Origin of the sequence: Actinopolymorpha sp. NPDC004070 (assembly GCF_040610475.1) — a bacterium.
Lineage (GTDB): Bacteria > Actinomycetota > Actinomycetes > Propionibacteriales > Actinopolymorphaceae > Actinopolymorpha.
On the sequence record NZ_JBEXMJ010000002.1, the window covers coordinates 218,835 to 233,594 of the forward strand.

Sequence of the window (14,760 nt, forward strand, 5' to 3'; positions counted from 1 at the left end):
CAGCTCTGGTCCCCGATGATCAGTAGCGTTCCCGGTGGAGCCGGAATGGTCCAATAACCATTACTCATACCGACCGCGACGGCGACCTCACGGCTGGTTGACGGTCACCTCGTACTGGTCGCCGACCAGGCGTTCGAGGGCAGAGTTCTCGGGTTGCCAGCCCAGGTCAGAGCGGATCTTCGTGGTGTCCGCTGTCAGCACCGGGGCTTCCGCGCCGTACGCCTGCTGGTGCCGGACGGCCACCAGACGACCAGTCACACTCTCGGCGACGCGAACGATGTCCAGCACACTCGCCGGGGTAGCTCCGACGTTGTAGACCTCGTGCCTACCCGGATCGGCTGCCTGCAGTGCAAGCGCCACGGCACGGGCGATGTCACGGACGTGGACGAAGTCGCGAATGGCGGTGCCGTCGCCGTTGACGACCAGCTCGTTCTCGCGGCCGGCCGCGACCGCCGCGACTTTCGGGATTACACGGGTGAGGTCGGGGTCGGCGCGTCCACCCGCTGCGCCGGCGGCGTTGAACAGACGCAGCGTCGTCGCCCCGAGCGCACCGGTCGCCGCCTGCCAGCCGATCAGGTCCTCCGCCGCCACCTTGGACGCTGGGTACGGGTTCATCGGGGCCAGAGGCGTGGCCTCGTCGATGGGCTGCTTCGCCGGCGTTCCGTACACAGCCGCGGTCGAGCTGAAGACGAGCCGCGCGGGCGTGCCGGTCCGGTCGGTCTCGGCGGCGAGCGCGTCCAGCAGGTTCAGCGTGCCGACCGTGTTGACCCGGTAGTACTGCCGCGGCATCGACGCGGCCTCGCGTACCCGCGCCAGGGCGACCAGGTGGGCAACCGCGTCGACGTCCCGCACGAGATCATGGGTCGACTCGGGATCGGCGAGGTCACCACGCCTGATCTCGACCCCTTCAGGAAGCCATGGGTCGGTCTTGTGGACCCCGGCGACGACGTCGAACCCGGCACCCAGCAGCTCCCGGGCAACGGCGTTACCCAGCCGGTTCACCTCTGCCTCGGTGAACGGCAGCCCGGTCGTCGGGGCGTCCGGATCGACCGAGACCAGGCTCCCCTCCTGGTTAGTGGCCACCAGGCCGGCAAAGATCTCGTCGTACACGTCGGCGTCGATGACCGCGACCGAGAGGATCTCGCCACACAGCGACAGCGGATCCAGGCCAACGCCGAAGCACCACATCCGGAAAGTGCCCGCCTCCCGCGCACGCACCATCGACCGGAACGGCTCGGTGCCCTCGTAGTCAATCGGCGTCACGCTGCTGCCATCCGCCTCCTCCATGCCGAGGAACTCCTCGGCAAACTCCCGCATCGACGAACGCCACAGGCTGAAGTCGTTGGCCTGGTGCGACGGCGCGATGCTGGACGGCTGGAAGACGCCCGCGGGCATCAGGTGGTACAGGCTCGAAGCAGTGGCGACCGCTGCCGCGTCTCGGTAGTGCAGCACGAACGACGCCTTCCCGTCCCTACCCTTCCGGATGGTGAGCGTGTCGATCGACGGGAGAACCGACCTGCGCGCCAGGTCAAAAGGGTCACCGACCCTCGACCGGAACGGCAGGTCGTCGAGGCTGACCGCGTTGCCCGACGGCGAGGTGCGCGCCATCTGGCCGCCGTACTCGTGCGCCAGGGCACTGGAGACGTCGACCACAGAATCGAAGTACGAGGTGTAGCCGAAGGTCAGGTTCGCTTCCGGTGAGCTCCAGTCGACCTCGAGCAGCCGGTAGCCCGGGCGGTTCTCGAACAGCGTCGGCCGGGCCAGGTCCCGCACTGCGCGGGAGTACCGCTCGTACGGCGTACCCGCAGCGGTGAGCGGAAGCGTCGAGCGGGCCTCCGGATCGGTCCCCACCACGGTCGGGGGCGGGATTGCCGGCGTCCAGGCCAGCCTGACCTCGGAGAACTCACGCGGCTCGGCCAACATCCACGACTGCTTCGCCAGGACCGGGCTCCCGTCGTACCTGGCCGCATGGGTATAAAGGTCGGCCGCGGACCATGTCAGGTCCCGCCGGTTTGAGTCAAGGTGCTGCCGGACGGTGCGCCACTGCCGCTGGCTCAACTCAACCTCGTGCGCCTGGTCTGCGGCATGGCCCCGCGGTTCGCTGTGGGCCGCAGTCGTCGGTCCACCACCCACAATCGCGCCAGGAAGCAGTCCCAGGACCTCGGCGGGGATATCCAGTACCTGCTGGAGATGCCAGAGCCGGTCAATGCTTCGCAGCTTCTGGCGACCGCTCTCCAGCTGGCTGACGTACGACTGCGTGAACGCCAGCTTCTCAGCCAACTGTGCCTGGGTAACACCATGAGCCGCCCGCCACTCGCGAAGGATCTCGCCGATGTTCGAGCCGTCCGGAGGGGTCGTACGGCGACCGACGTAGAGCCACGGAGCCCGTGCCTTGGGCCGCTCCTGGGGCTTCCGGCATCGGTTTGCGGTGGCTGACTTCTCGCACGCACTGCACGTCGACGTCTTGTTGTACCTGCTCAACCGTGTACCGCAGGTCGAGCAGTGAGCCGGCGTCGAGCGAGCCATTGGAACCTCCCGGGGCAGCATCTCTCACGACGGTACCCGAGTACGGCACCACACCGTCCCGCCTGCACCGACTTACGCCCGCCCATCTTGACTACGTTAGGCCGGGACCTAAAGGCCTTGCAGGATGCCCTAGTTAATAGGTCGCTTGATCTCGTGATCTCGGGCGCAGCGAAGGGTTATCAATTTTTCCTTCTCCTCACTCTTGTGCAGCAAGAAGAGTTCTCGCGACCCGCACTCCGCGCACACCTCAACCCGTGCAATGGGCCAGAGATCTAGCGATTGTAGAGAGGAACTGCCGCGCACATAGATTCTGTTTGGTTCAACTACGCCTGCGCTGGGGTCTTCGAAGGCTTCCCACTCGGGATGACTTCCTCGCAAGCGCCGCCCCCGTATGGCGAAGCTCCCGTTACCGACGTATGAGCACGCGTCAACCAGATCCCAATGAAGTCCCGACAGCCAGCCCACTGCCTCAAGCGTGGCAACAACTTCGGATTCCAACGTCTCTACTTCGCGCTCCAGCTCGTGGTCGGGTTGCACCCTAGACGCATGACGGGAATAGTTCCTCATTGCGAGCAACCGGCTGAGCGGCCCGAGCCCCCCAGCGTCATCCAAAATGTTTTCTATCTCGGGGAGCTCGGGAACGGACCCAGCCTTGAGCAGGTCCGTGACCCGTCTGTGCCACACTCCGAACGTCGCTCCATCACCTCGCGTGAATGGATCACGAAGCGCCCTGGTCAGGCCCCCGCCACGCTGGATTAGGACTGCAACGGAAAGCACCCCGACGCACCGCGCCACGCTCTCTCCAAGTTTGAGCAGGGCATCTTGACGCTGGCCGAGCTGAGTCGCGGTCCGATACTGCCGAGCCGATGCTGCTACTTGGTATGGATAGCTCCACTCTGCACGCCATACCGGGTCCTCAAGCGGTGACATTAGCTCCCCAATGATGCGCCCATCGGACGCCGCGGCCCGAGCCGTACGGCGAATGTCATTAACGCCGGCACGCGGGTTACTAAACACGTTCGGCAGGACCTGTGAGGTGGCGGCAGCGAGCGCTGCCCGTCCCGCGTAAAGCTCCTCCAGCCATCCGTTGACCGCCACGTCCTTGATCAGCGTCAGCGGCACGAGGGTGTGGGGCGAAAGACGCCTAACTCCCGCGCCCTCCTCGCTCCCACGTTGGAGCCATTCACACAAGGCAAATCCAAAGTCACCGATTGGTCGCAGTACTGTAAGTGGCGTCAATGCGTCACCGAATCCTCCTGGCAGCAGGCGCCAACTGACATGCTGCCCTACTACATCGCCATCGATACACGCGGCGAGTGGTAGTTCCGACTCTGTCGCCTCCGGGAGGTCCGCTGCAGTGGCAACCGCCTGAAGGTCGTGCCCGCGCAGCAGGCGTTTCCCTTCCTTGTCCCGCTGCGTGAGCGAGCGATTTGGAACCTGCCGCGCTACTCTTGAAAGCGGTCCGAATCCGGTACTAGGCCAACTGTTAATAAAGGGAGCTTGAGGTAGCGAATATCCAATCTCGATTGATCCAAGGTCGGCTTGCGAGTCCGGGTATAGTTCCGTCAGATCGCGCTGCAAGGAGTCTTCGAGATCTTGGCGTAGAGGCACCCGCCAACGGTCCCGAAGTGCGGGATCCGGAATAATTCTTCCTTGCTCGTCCCGCTGGACCTCACCGAGCGGATCCAAGGCGCCAGCAGTTCTACGGAGAAGTCGCCACAGCGTCGGGGTGAGGTCGCCGGACAGGTCCGACCCTTCTAGAGCTGACGCCAGCGCCATAGTGAAGGAAGACCAGGTCGCCCAAGTCTGACCGCTGAGAGACCGCAGTGCGCGCAGTAGGTGGTCGGCCCCCTCGAAACGGCTGACCAGCTTCGCCGACTCCAATGCATCGATTACATCGGCGTTCACCTCGAAGTGCTGCCGCATTGGATGGTCGACCCTGACCTCGCGATAACCGAAGTCATCCGCGTCGAACAGCAGCGCGCTGTGTTCGCCGTCGACAGAACGTTCTTCACTCAACTCGCCCTCTCTTGCGCGCTCGTACCGCTGCACGATGTCGCTGATATGCTGGTCGGTGAGGTACTTGCGCTTGCTACCCACGAATTTGCGTCTGGTCGCGCACTGTCCGCCTGCGTCTAAGGCGATCACTTTCCCGCGAAGCCGAGACGGCTTCCGATTCGACAACACCAAGATGTACGTAGGAATCGCCGTATTCGGCCAGAGTTGTGCAGGCAGGGCGATCACGCCTTCTAGGATGTCCTGCTCCAGCAACCACCTACGGATCTCCGACTCGCCAGATCCCGCGCCACCCCGGTTGAGAGGCGAGGCGTTGAGCAGGATAGCGGCACGCGCTCCGCCCTGCTCAGCCGACCGCATGTGACTTACCACGTGCTGAACGAATAGCAGGCTGCCGTCGCTGAGGCTCGGTAACCCAGCTCCGAACCTTCCAGCGAACGCCAAGTCCCTCGCCTCCCTTGTGACTACCTCCTGTTGCCTCTTCCAGGAAACGCCGAACGGTGGGGCCGCCATCAGGTAGTGAAACGTTTCACTGCTGTATCGATCATCGACCAGCACGTCACCCCGTGAAAGCCCACCCGGTTCCATGCCCTTCATCAGCAGTAGGGAGCAAGCCACGGCGTAAGCCTGCGCGTTCACTTCCTGACCGGCGACGACCAGTTCGGAACGCGTTCTCTCGCCCCGCAGGAGAGTCTCGGCAGCAGAGAACATGCCGCCAGTACCGCAGCAGGGGTCGTAGACCCGAACCTGGCGATGCGTGCGGCTCAGCTCTGCAATGTCCGGACCGAGGACGAGCCGTGCGGTAATCGAAGTGACGTCTCGTGGGGTTGTGTGCTCCCACAGCACGTCCAAGGTTTCGGTCAAGCGCCGCAGCAGCTCCTCGAATGCCTGACCCATCTGCGGTACGGGAACCGTCGCATGGCTCAGATCGAGCGCTGCGAAGTGGGACACTACCCGCCCCAACAGATGCGCTTTCGCGAGGCTATGGACGGTTTCCGCGAAATGGAACGAGTCCAGCAGGTCTACGAGCCCTGCCGGGCATTCCTGTGCAAGGCGATACAAGTCCGCGGCAAGAGACTGCTCGCCTCGGACTGCGTGAGATTCAGGGCCAGGTAGGAGCCTTACAAGTCCAGCATCGGCAGCTGCGCCCTCAGGGCAGCCTGCGCGTCTGCCTTCGCTCGACTCAGGCGCGCCTCCCTGGCCGCGCAGGCAATCCATCCTGCGCAACACCGTGAAAGGCAGGATGACCGAGCCGAACTCGGTCGTCCTGATATTGCCCCTCAACAGGTCCGTCACGGACCAGATTGAATCGGCCAGACCTTGCTGCCCGTCCCCGACCATCGCGCACACTCCGTCCTGATGATCTTCTTTCGTACGAGAGTCGCACATCACCGCATCGAGGTGTGCACAGGCCGGAACCAGTGATGAGCCGCCGAGGCGACCGTAGAGGTAGGAAGCGCGCGAAAGAACGCCGAACGGCAGGCATCTTGAGAAGGCCGGCATCGCACGGGAAGGGGCCTTGCCGCGTGTGCGGTTCCATCCAATCGACGAACGGGCCGCACCGCCGGCGGGTAGTCCGTCAGTTCGTTACCACAGGCAGCGCCCTCCGGCCGGATGTGTCCTGGCCGCAGATTCCGCACAATACGCAGATCCTCGCCCAATGGACGTCTGCGCAGGTCAGAGGCCCTCGGACCCCTGGGCGACGCCAGCCGCAGAACCTTGCATTAATCGCCGCACAACTGCCAGTCCGCGCCGGGCTCCGTGTCCTCGTCAGCCTGAACAGCGCCCACACATCGATTGTGCGGGACTTCTGCGCCAGTTCTGCGGCTGCGCTGGCTTGAATCGTTCAGGCCTCTGGCCCGGGCGGACACGTCGGCGGACCAGGTTCTGCGCGTTCTGCGGATTCTGCGGCGGACAGACAGATAGTCGACGCCTACTCCGAAAGCCCGGGAAGAGGCTCGTGCAGGTCGACGGACAAGGCCAGTCCGCAGGGTAATCCCACGTTCTTCAACTCTGCTTTGATCCTCCATGCCTCCTAGTGCACTATGTGGTGATGCTCGCGGTGCTCGCCGACTGTTTACGAGTAGGGAGACGCAGGAGTCCATGGAGGAACGCGGCAACGCCAACCACGGAGGGCCCGAACGTTTGGCCAGCACGGCCGGCGGTGATCGGCGATGAACCTGCACGTCGATCGGCTGGTCCGCGTACATCAGAGCTCCGACGGTCTGTGGACCTGGCGGTGCTCCTTGTGCGCCGGTGCTCGTCCCTATGTCGGCACCGCAACCACCTGGGCGCTCGCCTACGCAGACGCCGACCAGCACATCCGTACCGCCCACCCAGCCAACACCACACCACGCGACACCCACGCGAGAGAAGCACAGCAATGGACGAGCACACCGGCGTGATCGACCGACTCCACCAGCTCGCCACCGTGGCCCGTGGCCTCGGAGCAGACATCGACGCCGTGGACCAGGAGATCCGGTCGACCGGTGACACACCACAACGACGCGCCGGCTTCCGGCTGGACACCTCCGCATCCTTCGCCCGCTCGGTCGCTGCGCAGCTTGAGATCACCGCGAGCGACCTGACCCGTATCGCCGCACGCGGGCCCGACACCTGCCAGGTGCAGTGGGGCGTGTGCCCCGAGCACGGCAACACGCTGCGCTCCTCCGGCGGACGCTGCTGGTGCAGCCGCTGCTCTCGGAGCTTCGACTACGACCGCGCCGGCATGGCGTGCGAGGAACCCGCAGCCTTCCTCCTTCGCGACGGACAGGGCCGCGAGTCACACGTCTGCACAGCACACGCCGCCGACGCCAGCGAACGACTCATCGGCGCTCATCTGACTCCCCTGCCGGGACCCGCCCGCGAGACCAGCGAGACGCCCTGACGTTGCCACGCAACGCCACCCAGTACCCGGATCCCAAGGAGTACGTACCTATGACCGGCAACGCGCTCGTCCTCGCGGTCGACGGCACCGTCACCGCCATCACCCTGCCCGACCGCGACCGACTCAAGGCGATGTACGCCGCATTGGGCTGCGATCTCGTCGACGTCGTGTCCCTCACCGACAAGATCGACATGTGGCTCGACGACGAGGGCATCTACAACCACCCTGCCAACCCGTACGCCACCCAACTGGCCCGCCGCTACGGACACACCCACCAGCCCTACTTCGGCCCCGTCCTGCTCTGCGGCGTCACCTCCGACGGCGACAGCATCAACCTCAGCCCAGCTCAGACCCAGGCTGCCATCGCACAGATCACCGACGTCCTCGTCAGCATCGGTGCCCACCCATGAGGGCGCACCGGCTCATCCACCGCGACGGCTACGACGAGTGCCTGGACTGCGCCCAGACATTCGCCCACGCCAACCGCGACCTCTCCGACCTCATCCCCTGCCGCACCGGCCGCGGCGACCCGCACGCGTGAACGCCGCTGGCCGACGGCGCCGAGTGCGCCTACTGCCACCCACGTCACCGACCAAACCTCCCTCAAGGAGATCTCACCCGACTGCACCACCGAGGCGTAGCCGGCACCCGGCCGACGCGGCGAGTAGAGCTCACCCACGATCGTCACACCGGTCCGAGAAAGGATCAGGCACTATGCCGCCATCCAGGTCGAACGAACGTCTCACAGTCGCTGAGTTCTGCAAGGAGCTCGGCGTCTCCCGGTCCACCTTCTACGAGTGGCGAAAGAAGGCCCGGGGGCCTCGCTGTATCCGGCTCCCGAACGGTGAACTCCGCATCCGCCGCTCGGAGCTCGAGCGGTGGCTCGACGCTCACGAGGAAGCAGCCTGACCAGCCGAGGTGAGGCAAACTCATGCGCTCAAGCCACGAAGTTGCGAAGGCCCGCAAGGACACATCGTTCGACGTCCGGGTATGGCAGATCAGGAGCTACAAGGGCGCCAGGGGTAGCTCGCACACCGTGCGGTGGACGGTCGCCAGGACGCAACGACGTTCAACCTTCGCTACGAGAGCGCTGGCGGAAAGCTTCCGCGCAGACCTCCTCAGCGCCGCCCGGCGAGGTGAGGCCTTCGACCTCCAGACCGGACTACCCATCTCGCTATCCGTCCAAGAAGACGCCGACGTCAGCTGGTACGAGCACGCCTGCGCCTACGTCGACATGAAGTGGGCCCGCGCAGCCGGAAACTCGCGGCGCTCCATCGCCGACGCTTTGGCCACGGTGACGCCGGCCTTGCTCGCGGACGGCAGCACGCCTCCCAATCGCAAACTGTTGCGCAAGGCCCTCTATGCATGGGCTTTCAACACGTCCGCACGGAAGGCCGGCGGTCCACCTGAGGACTGCGTGGGCATCACTCGTTGGCTGGAACGCCACACGCTGCCAATGTCCAGCCTTGACGACCCCGTCGTCATACGTCGAGCCCTCGACACGCTGGCAAGCAAGCAGGACGGCACGCCTACCGCCGCGAACACGTTCGCGCGCAAGCGGGCGATCTTCTTCAACGCCCTGGAGTACGCGGTCGAACGCGACCATCTGCCCACGAACCCGCTTCGGCGGGTGAAGTGGACGGCTCCCAAGGTCGCCGACGCGGTAGACCCGCGGATCCTGGTCGACCGCAGACGGGCGGAAGCCATCCTCGCCGCTGCCGAAGATCTGCCCACCGCGATGGGCCCGCGCATGGTCGCCTTCTACGCCTGCATCTACTACGCCGCAATGAGGCCGGCCGAGGTAGCCGACCTTCGCGCATCGGACATCAAGCTGCCACCGCTGGTCCGGTCGAACGAGGAAGACCGGGAGATCGAGTCGGGAGAGTGGGGTGAGCTCCTGCTGAGCCACTCCTCACCCGCCCTCAGCACCGCGTGGACCGAGGCCGGCACTCGACGCGAGTCACGTCAGCTCAAGCACCGCGCCAAGCAGGACGTGCGCCCTGTGCCCTGCCACCCTCGGCTGGTCGAGCTGCTCCGCCGGCACCTGGACGAGTTCGGCACAGCTCCTGACGGTCGGCTCTTCCGTAGCCGGTACCACAACCGTCCGCTGTCGGAGAGCACCGTCTGGCAGGTCTGGCACAAGGCAAGGGCCGCAGCACTCTCCCCGCAAGAGGCTGCCTCCGCGCTCGCCCGCCGCCCCTACGACCTACGCCACGCGTGCGTGACCACCTGGCTCAACGCCGGCGTCGACCCCGCACAGGTCGCCGAATGGGCGGGCCACAGCGTCGCCGTCCTCCTCCGCGTCTATGTCCGCTGCATCGCTGGCCGCGACGAGGTAGCCAAACAGCGAATCGAACGCGCACTGCAGAAAGAGAGCAACAGTTAGAGGACCACTGGGCAACCATTTACACGTCCGCAACTCGATGCCTTGATCGAATCCACGAGACTAAGACGGCAGCCTGACTCTCCAACTCTTCGTTGCGACACATTAAGTCGAGACATGCCGACATAAAGACTTGTAGACCACCGCACTCCTTGGCCACTGCTTCAAACCAGTCATGACCATCGGACCCGTCCGCCCGCTCAAGAGCCCTTATCAAATTTTCCGCCCCGCCCGGGAGAAGAGGCGACCAGTTCTGGATTGCGCCGGACCGCCAATTGTCGAACTCGCCTCTGATCACTACCTCTGGGGCCCCATCGCCAATGAGGTACCCAAACTTATCGCCAGCGACAGACCTCTGGTCGCCATCCAAAATCCCCACAACCTGATGGCGCGCACCTTGGACAGCCTTCAACTCGTCGGCGATGCGACGAACACCTGACATCCCTGAATTCGCATACCAGATCATGGTATGCGACAGCAATTCCTCATCGAATCTCGCTAAGACCGCCCGAAGCATTTCAGCAGCAAGCCGGTCCTCTGTGATCAGGCAAATGGTCTCACCGCGGCTAGGAATTCCTAGATGTCTCGCTACCGCAGCCGTCGACAGGCCGCTTGAGATCGCTGGCTGGGGTAGAGCCGAAAGCATCGTTACGCTTCCATTCGGAAGCCGCTCGAAAAAACCGGGTGAATGACTCGAAGCCACGACCGCAAGATTCTGATCTATTACGATTTTCACCAATGTATCAACTAGGGCATCCTGAGAAAATACAGCTAAGTGGCTTTCCGGCTCCTCTAAAAGGACTACCGAGCCAGCCGGGATCTGATTTAAACGCCACACTAGGTAGATCGCCGAGAGTTCACCTCTCCCCATTCCCATCAAATCGTATGTGCGACCCATAGACGACACCACGAAAAAGGGGACCGGATCATCTTCCTCGCTATACGCGGTAACTTCGTAGGTTTCGATAGAACTATAGTTCCGCCGCAGCAGATAGGACACGAGTTGGCACGCATCCTCACTGAAAGGCGCCGGATCGACTCCCTCGGTCAGATCCCCAGGGGAGTCGTCTTCCTTGAACTGCAATAGTATTTGCTCGGTCTCCGATGACGGATTCACGTAGAAGGTCGGTGCTGGACAATCCCCCACAAGCTCAGGCGCGACAAAGTCCATAGCAGCCGACCACTGAGTGTCGTTATGCGTTCCACTGACTTCCAGTTTGGCTAGCCATGCGGGCACACTTGGTAGACTGAACTGATCTCGTTCGCGGTTAGTCGACACACCTAGACATCGCGACAAAGCCCCCAGAGTGGTGGACTTACCCGCGCCATTCCCTCCACTTATCACGTGCAGTCCAGGCGTAAACTCTAAATTGAGCAATTCTCCGGAGCTAGAAGTGAACTTAGCCACGGACAGCGAGGTCGCATAGCTTCTCCTCTCTAGCTGCCTGAACCATTTCCTTCGCTCTGCAAACCTCAAATCCAACCCTCTGCCCCCCACTCTGACTTCTGGGAGAACGCAGACAGGCGATGCTCGGCGTCTCGTGCCTCAGAGTGAGCTCGGGCCTCAAGTAAGAGCGAAGCCATTGGAAGCTCCGATATTAGTCTCTCAGGACAGAGATCGGCGAAGATCATCCAGGCCGTCAGGTCCCGAAGGACAACCGACGACACATCCGCGACCCGCGCAGTAGCTCTGTCTTGAAAGATCCGTAGTGGAACTGAAAGCTCAAGCGGGTGGGAGGAATCTCTGGCCATACGCGCCCGCTCGATCCACTCAATTGAAAAGGATAATATGGGACTTAGCACTTCAAGTTTATGTATCCGGTTCGCACGAGCTGCCATGCAGAGCCAAGTATGGACTGTGGCCTTATTGGGCTTGATTCGCTCGCTTTGACCGTCAAGCATGGGAAGCTGCAGCACGTAGCTTAGGCAGTTCTTCGCAGTGGCGATGGTCTCAGGTGAGAAGGGCGACTTAGTTCGATACCTATTTGTAATCCTTTGCGCAGTAACCTTCTCAACGAGTGACCGCTGCTCCAGCGTTAGCATGAAACGCGCTATGAGGTCATCATAGGCCATTCTTGCATTCGAAAAACCAATTCGATGTGTTGACAGACCTTCTGCAGACGCCCAGTCCACCAATTCGCGCACCTGGTTACGTGGGTCACCGATGAAGGCGTTGCGTTTCTCAGCCTCTGTAAGGTTCGTCGGTTGATTCAACCGGAAAAATAGTTCGTGCGGCTCATCAGGTGAATAATCCCCGAGTTCGAATACACGAATCGAGAAGGTCCCGAATTCGTCACGCACCTCCTCTGGGAGTTGCGAATACTTCTTGCCGTGCAGTTCGTACAGACGGTCCTCTTGCGGTTCGATCCGCCCGTCGACAGGGAAGATCCCATCCATAAAGTCTCGGATTGCGGTGAGGCGTTGCTGACCGTCGAGGACATCAAAACGTCCGCCACCCTTGGCGACAAGGTGTATCGGGGGGACGTGCCACCGCCGGAGGATGCTGTCGATTAATCGCTGCTTCTTCGAAATTGTCCAAACTTCCCCCCTCTGAAATTCTGGCTGAAGATCGATAGTCTTCCTTCGCACCCGGTTGACGATGGTATCCAAGTCTGGATCACTAGTGTTGAAACGCACGTATCCCTCCCCTTACGTATGTCGGCGTGTGAGTAATAGATTCCGAATCACGCCTGGCGCCTGTGTGTCTAACGCGGTAATCCTTAACGATGCCGCGACTCAAAGCACTCGCAAATTAAGGGCCGCGCGAAATGGCAACGACGCCTGCAGAATACGATCTTGCCCCCATATCTAGTCACTGCGGTCTGCATGATTAGGCACACCTATGGCGAGTCGATCACGCCGCCATAGCATGCCACGCCGAGAGGCAAAATGTCAGCAGTTGGTAGAACTACATCACATACCGGCCAGGGCGGCGGGGCTACGTTGAGAGGGAGCGTTCAAAGAGGCGCGGGCGCCCGGTGGAGCGGCTCGGCGAGCCTTGGGATCGCCTTCGGCGTCACGTGTTCATCCTCGCTTGGATGCTCGGGTTCATGTCTAGCTTCGCCGCGTATTCGCCGCAGATGCTCGCGAACGGCCATCGACGGCCGGACGCGGCTGGACTGGCCAACTAGACCGCAGTCACGCATCGTCGCAGGTCAGCGGCCGTTTTCCGGCTTGGGCGGAGGGCATGGGATTCGAACCCATGACCGAGAGGGGTCCCTCGGTAGCGGTTTTCAAGACCGCCGCACTAGGCCACTATGCGAGCCCTCCCGACCTGCGGCACGACGCCTGAGCCCGAGAGGCGACAGCCGGTCGAACGACCAGACCCCACCCCGGCGTACCCCGCAGATCAGCCCCCGAGCTCACGCCTCGAGGGCAACGCCGACCATTGTCCCATCCACCTACGACAGCCCGTCCCACCCCTGGCTGCGAGCCCCCGTCGAGACGAGCCGAAAGCCGCAGCCTCAGCCCGTAGGCAAGACGTTGTGGTTGAGCCGGAAGAGGTTCTCCGGGTCGAAGCGCCGCTTCAGCTCGACCAGACGCGCGTAGTTGTCCCCGAACGCCGACCGCGCGAGTTCGTCCGCCTCGTAGAAGCCGGGGAAGTTCACGTACTCCCGCCCGTCGGAGTACGCTCCCGTCCGCTCGTACACCTCACGCGCCCAGGCGATGTTGGCGTCGTCGTCCTCGGGAAGCTCCCAGTTCGCCTCGATGCCCAGCATGTACGGCATCGACCGGTCGCCGAAGGCGGTGTCGCCCGCGGGCACCCTGGCCATCGCGCCGCCGAGCGGCCACACGTCGATGCTGGACCGCGGCGACGGCGCCGCCTCGCCGAGCGAGACGATCGTGTCGATGAGCGCGTCGTCCAGCCCGGTGAGGAAGCGCGACTTCCAGTAGTAGCGGAGATCGTGCGCGGGATAGTCGTCGTCGAAGAACTGCTGCAGTTCGAGGTACGTACGCCGCCCGCTGAGGTCGGCGACCGGCCGGCCGAGCGCGCGGGCCGCGGCCAGCACGCGTTCGCCCTCGTCGGGGTCGCCGATGTAGGTGGCCAGGAGGATCAGCACCGGCCGCCCGACGAAGTCCGCCGGGATCCCCTCCATCGGCGGCCCGTCCATGAGGATCGCGATCGTCGCCACCTCGTCCGGGATCGTCTCCTTCCACGACCGGATCGCCCGCAGCATCTCGCCCGCGTCGGCGCCGGCATGCACGAGGAGCGCGCAGAAGACGTCCGGCCCGACCGGGTGCGCACGGAACTCGAACTCCGTCACGATCCCGAAGTTGCCGCCGCCCCCGCGCAGCGCCCACAGCAGGTCCGGGTCCTCGCTGGGCTTGGACCCGGCGCGCACCGTCCCGCCGTCGGAGGTCACCACCTCGGCCGACCGCAGGTTGTCGCAGCTCAGCCCGTGCTTGCGGAACAGCCAGCCGAACCCGCCGCCGAGCGTGAGACCAGCCGCACCGGTGTCGCTCACCACGCCCATCGGGACGGCCAGGTTGAACGGCTGCGTCGCCTGGTCGAGGTCGGCGATGCGTACGCCGCCCTGGGCGCGGACGATCTCGGTGGCCGGATTGGTCAGGGCCGCGCTCATCGGGGACAGGTCAACGACCAGGCCACCGTCACACGAGGCGACCCCGGAGACGTTGTGCCCGCCACCGCGGACGGCGAGGAGCAGGTCGTGCTCGCGGGCGAAGTTGACCGCGGTGGCGACGTCGCCGGAGTCGGCGCAGCGGGCGATCAGTCCGGGCCGCTTGTCGACCAGACCGTTCCACACCGACCGGGCCGTGTCGTACTCGGGATCGATGGGCTGGATGAGGCGGCCGCGCAGGTCGTCCGCGAACCTCTCCACCGCCCCCTCGGGCACCTCGACGAGATCGCCGGCGAAGGAGTTCAGTCGTACGACAGCCACGGCCGGACCCCCAGGAGGCGGAGACGCGGGGACGCACGGACGCGGAG

The 14,760-nt window shown here is 63.8% G+C and carries 10 protein-coding genes, 1 tRNA gene and 1 pseudogene; 5 read left to right on the forward strand and 7 right to left on the reverse strand.

Features of this window, described 5'->3' with window-relative positions:
- Positions 1–87: 87 nt before the first annotated feature.
- From ABZV93_RS04605 to ABZV93_RS04615, 3 genes and pseudogenes are all read right to left on the reverse strand, one after another.
- Positions 88–1,923, reverse strand: coding sequence for an NAD-dependent epimerase/dehydratase family protein (locus ABZV93_RS04605; RefSeq protein ID WP_354931355.1), 1,836 nt, complete (start codon positions 1,921–1,923; stop codon positions 88–90).
- A 249-nt stretch (positions 1,924–2,172) separates the two neighbouring features.
- A pseudogene (locus tag ABZV93_RS04610) lies at positions 2,173–2,547 on the reverse strand (helix-turn-helix domain-containing protein); the annotation flags it as partial.
- Positions 2,548–2,655: 108 nt separating this feature from the next.
- Positions 2,656–6,045: a class I SAM-dependent DNA methyltransferase gene (locus tag ABZV93_RS04615; protein WP_354930307.1), complete on the reverse strand. Its 3,390-nt coding sequence runs from the start codon at positions 6,043–6,045 to the stop codon at positions 2,656–2,658.
- Positions 6,046–6,925: 880 nt separating this feature from the next.
- Between ABZV93_RS04615 and ABZV93_RS04620 the strand changes: the two genes are divergently transcribed.
- The 5 genes from ABZV93_RS04620 (at position 6,926) to ABZV93_RS04640 (ending at position 9,815) form a co-directional block, all read left to right on the forward strand.
- The gene (locus tag ABZV93_RS04620) at positions 6,926–7,429 is read left to right on the forward strand and encodes a hypothetical protein (protein WP_354930309.1); all 504 of its coding nucleotides are present in this window, start codon (positions 6,926–6,928) and stop codon (positions 7,427–7,429) included.
- A 50-nt stretch (positions 7,430–7,479) separates the two neighbouring features.
- A complete protein-coding gene (locus ABZV93_RS04625) occupies positions 7,480–7,839 on the forward strand; it encodes a DUF3846 domain-containing protein (protein ID WP_354930312.1) in 360 nt (119 codons plus the stop codon).
- The gene (locus tag ABZV93_RS04630; RefSeq protein WP_354930315.1) at positions 7,836–7,970 is read left to right on the forward strand and encodes a hypothetical protein; all 135 of its coding nucleotides are present in this window, start codon (positions 7,836–7,838) and stop codon (positions 7,968–7,970) included. The genes ABZV93_RS04625 and ABZV93_RS04630 overlap by 4 nt, the downstream gene beginning before the upstream one ends.
- Before the next feature lie 173 nt (positions 7,971–8,143).
- Positions 8,144–8,338 carry a helix-turn-helix domain-containing protein gene (locus ABZV93_RS04635; RefSeq protein WP_354930318.1) on the forward strand — a complete coding sequence of 65 codons (195 nt, stop codon included), beginning with the start codon at positions 8,144–8,146 and terminating at the stop codon, positions 8,336–8,338.
- A 127-nt stretch (positions 8,339–8,465) separates the two neighbouring features.
- A complete protein-coding gene (locus ABZV93_RS04640) occupies positions 8,466–9,815 on the forward strand; it encodes a tyrosine-type recombinase/integrase (protein WP_354930321.1) in 1,350 nt (449 codons plus the stop codon).
- A 19-nt stretch (positions 9,816–9,834) separates the two neighbouring features.
- On the opposite strand, the gene ABZV93_RS04645 is transcribed toward ABZV93_RS04640, so the two are convergent.
- The 4 genes from ABZV93_RS04645 to ABZV93_RS04660 form a co-directional block, all read right to left on the reverse strand.
- Positions 9,835–11,310, reverse strand: coding sequence for an AAA family ATPase (locus ABZV93_RS04645; RefSeq protein WP_354930324.1), 1,476 nt, complete (start codon positions 11,308–11,310; stop codon positions 9,835–9,837).
- Positions 11,286–12,449, reverse strand: a complete 1,164-nt coding sequence (locus ABZV93_RS04650; protein ID WP_354930327.1) for a DUF262 domain-containing protein — start codon at positions 12,447–12,449, stop codon at positions 11,286–11,288. Before ABZV93_RS04650 ends, ABZV93_RS04645 begins: the two co-directional genes overlap by 25 nt.
- Before the next feature lie 542 nt (positions 12,450–12,991).
- Positions 12,992–13,082 (reverse strand) — tRNA-Ser (locus ABZV93_RS04655).
- Positions 13,083–13,276: 194 nt separating this feature from the next.
- On the reverse strand, positions 13,277–14,713 hold the full coding sequence (locus ABZV93_RS04660; protein ID WP_354930330.1) for an FAD-binding oxidoreductase: 1,437 nt from the start codon (positions 14,711–14,713) through the stop codon (positions 13,277–13,279).
- Positions 14,714–14,760: the final 47 nt, after the last annotated feature.

Bases quoted from the DNA above. Each gene is read 5' to 3' on its own strand.
- ABZV93_RS04605 (WP_354931355.1), bottom strand. From the start codon at position 1,923: ATGTTGGCCGAGCCGCGTGAGTTCTCCGAGGTCAGGCTGGCCTGGACG.
- ABZV93_RS04615 (WP_354930307.1), bottom strand. From the start codon at position 6,045: ATGCCGGCCTTCTCAAGATGCCTGCCGTTCGGCGTTCTTTCGCGCGCT.
- ABZV93_RS04620 (WP_354930309.1), top strand. From the start codon at position 6,926: ATGGACGAGCACACCGGCGTGATCGACCGACTCCACCAGCTCGCCACC.
- ABZV93_RS04625 (WP_354930312.1), top strand. From the start codon at position 7,480: ATGACCGGCAACGCGCTCGTCCTCGCGGTCGACGGCACCGTCACCGCC.
- ABZV93_RS04630 (WP_354930315.1), top strand. From the start codon at position 7,836: ATGAGGGCGCACCGGCTCATCCACCGCGACGGCTACGACGAGTGCCTG.
- ABZV93_RS04635 (WP_354930318.1), top strand. From the start codon at position 8,144: ATGCCGCCATCCAGGTCGAACGAACGTCTCACAGTCGCTGAGTTCTGC.